2 protein-coding genes are annotated in these 1985 nt (G+C 74.0%); one reads left to right on the forward strand and one right to left on the reverse strand.

The genetic code is table 11. The annotated features are described in order from the left end of the window. Positions 1 to 915 (reverse strand): serine/threonine-protein kinase (locus PROKR_RS21880; RefSeq protein WP_157602453.1); only part of this gene is annotated, 915 nt, incomplete at its 3' end. Between the two features lie 109 nt (positions 916 to 1024). Here PROKR_RS21880 and cofE point away from each other — a divergent pair. Beyond that, complete coding sequence (gene cofE, locus PROKR_RS21885; RefSeq protein ID WP_036967449.1) at positions 1025 to 1819, forward strand: coenzyme F420-0:L-glutamate ligase; 795 nt, start codon at positions 1025 to 1027, stop codon at positions 1817 to 1819. Positions 1820 to 1985 lie beyond the last annotated feature (166 nt).

The raw sequence follows: 1985 nt of genomic DNA on the forward strand, positions 1-1985 counted from the left end.
CCGCCCGCCGGCCCCCGCGGACGGCAGGTCCGGCGGACCCGCAGCCGGGAGCGTGGCCGCGACCGCCTGGTCGGGCACGCCGAGCGAGCGCAGGATCGCGTCGAGGGACGGCCTCCGCTCCGGGTCCTTGACCAGGAGCGCGTCGAGGAACGCGCGCAGGTATTCCGGGCTGTCGGCGTACGACGGGTCCTCCGCCGAGACTCGGTACAGCACGACGGCCGGATGGTCGCCCTCGAAGAGGTGGTTGCCGGTCGCGGCGTAGTAGGCCAGCGCCCCCAGGGCCCAGACGTCGGCGGCGGCCGTCGGCCGGCTGCCTGTGGCCTGCTCCGGCGCCATGTACATCGGGGTGCCGACCGCCTGCCCGGTCAGGGTCAGGCGCGTGGCGTCGACGGCGGCGACCACCCCCAGGTCGATCAGGCGCGGCCCGTCCGGGCCGAGGATCACGTTGGCCGGTTTGACGTCGCGGTGCACCAGGCCGGCCCGGTGGATCCCGTGCAGCGCCTCGGCGACGCCCGCGACCAGGTTCAGCACGTCCGCCTGAGGCAGCGGGCCGTTGGCGGCAAGCTCCTGCGACAGGGTCGGCCCGGCCACGTACTCGGTGGCGAGCCAGGGGAGGTCCGCCTCGGGATCGGCGTCCACCAGGTTCGCGATGAACCGGCTGCGGACCTTGGCCGCGGCCCGCACCTCGCGGCGGAACCGGATACGGAACTCGTCGTCGTCGAGCTGGGCGCCGCGGATCAGCTTGATCGCGACCTGCTGCCCCTTGCGGGTCGAGCCGAGGTAGACGTCGCCCATGCCACCGCTGCCGAGCCTGCTGCGGACCCGGAACGGCCCGATCGAGCGGGGTTCACCGGGCCGCAGGGCCGCGGGCTCCGGTGCGGGCGCCGAGCTCCGGGCAGGCGGGTCGTGCAACACCGGACAGGTCCCCTAACGATCGCGGCATCAAACAGACAAATGTGACGTAGACGACTGGCAGGGTACCGCGCCGAGATGGCCGGCCGCGGGACGGTGTGAGGATGTTCCCGTGGAACGACTCAGCGTCTGGGCCCCCGACGGGCTGCCCGAGATCATCCCCGGCGACCATCTCGGCGAGCTGATCGCCGACCTCCTGGCGGGTCTGGAGGAGCCGGACCGGCCCCGGGACGGCGACGTCGTCGTGGTCACCTCGAAGATCGTGTCCAAGGCCGAGGGGCGGGTCGTGGCCGCCGACGACCGCGAGCAGGCGATCACCGACGAGACCGTCCGCGTCGTGGCCCGGCGGGAGCGCCCCGGGCTGCCGCCGCTGCGGATCGTCGAGAACAAGCTCGGCCTTGTCATGGCCGCGGCGGGCGTGGACGCGAGCAACACGCCCGAGGGCACCGTCCTGCTGCTGCCCGTGGACCCCGACGCCTCGGCGCGGACGATCCGGTCCGCGCTCACGCAGCGGCTCGGACTGGGCCGTGTCGGAGTGGTCGTCACCGACACGGCGGGCCGGCCGTGGCGCGACGCCCTGGTCGACATCGCGATCGGCTGCGCCGGGATCACACCCACCGACGACCTGCGCGGCAGCACCGACACGCACGGGCGCCCGCTCAACGTGACCGTGACCGCCGTCGTCGACGAGATCGCGGCGGCGTCCGAGCTGGTGCGCGGCAAGTCGGCGGGGCGCGCCGTCGCCGTCGTGCGCGGCATGGACCGGTACGTGACCGACGCCGACGGCCCAGGCGCGCGGGCCCTCGTGCGGGGCAGCGCGGACGACCTGTTCCGCGAGGGCTCGGCCGAGGCCTACGCCCGCGGCCTGGCGGACGGCGCTGCGGGCCGTGGGGCCGGCGGCCGCTGAGAGCTCACCTTCGAGGCCCGGGTTTCTTCGCTTTCACGCTGCTGAAAGCGAAGAAACTTGGGCTTCAAAGATGATCGACGGTTGCCTAGAGCGACGGGCGGCGGGACGTCATCCGGACGACCGGCGAGGCGGCGTCCGCCTGCTCGGGCGTCACGGTCACGGACCA

Source organism: Promicromonospora kroppenstedtii DSM 19349 (assembly GCF_000515355.1).
Lineage (GTDB): Bacteria > Actinomycetota > Actinomycetes > Actinomycetales > Cellulomonadaceae > Promicromonospora > Promicromonospora kroppenstedtii.